At 71.4% G+C, this 248-nt stretch carries 1 protein-coding gene; it reads left to right on the forward strand.

The features are described from left to right. The coding region (locus SB816_RS33920) for a YhjD/YihY/BrkB family envelope integrity protein (protein ID WP_410548488.1) at positions 1-248 on the forward strand (248 nt) is incomplete at both ends.

The following is a 248-nucleotide window of genomic DNA, read 5'->3' on the forward strand; positions in this document are numbered from 1 at the left end:
GCGGTGCTGGCCGGCGCGTTCGCCGCGTTGATGAAGTTCCTGCCCGACGCGCGCGTCGCGTGGCGCGACGCCATGGTCGGCGGAGTCGTGTCGGCCATCCTGTTCTCTGGCGGCAAGAAGCTGTTCGCGCTGTATCTGGCGCGGGCCGGCACGGCGAGCGCGTTCGGTGCGGCCGGGTCGTTCGCGGTGCTGCTGATGTGGCTGTACTTCTCGGCGGCCGTGCTGCTGCTCGGCGCGGAATTCGCGGC

It is taken from the genome of Achromobacter sp. SIMBA_011 (assembly GCF_046535435.1).
Taxonomy (GTDB): Bacteria; Pseudomonadota; Gammaproteobacteria; order Burkholderiales; family Burkholderiaceae_B; genus Achromobacter; species Achromobacter dolens.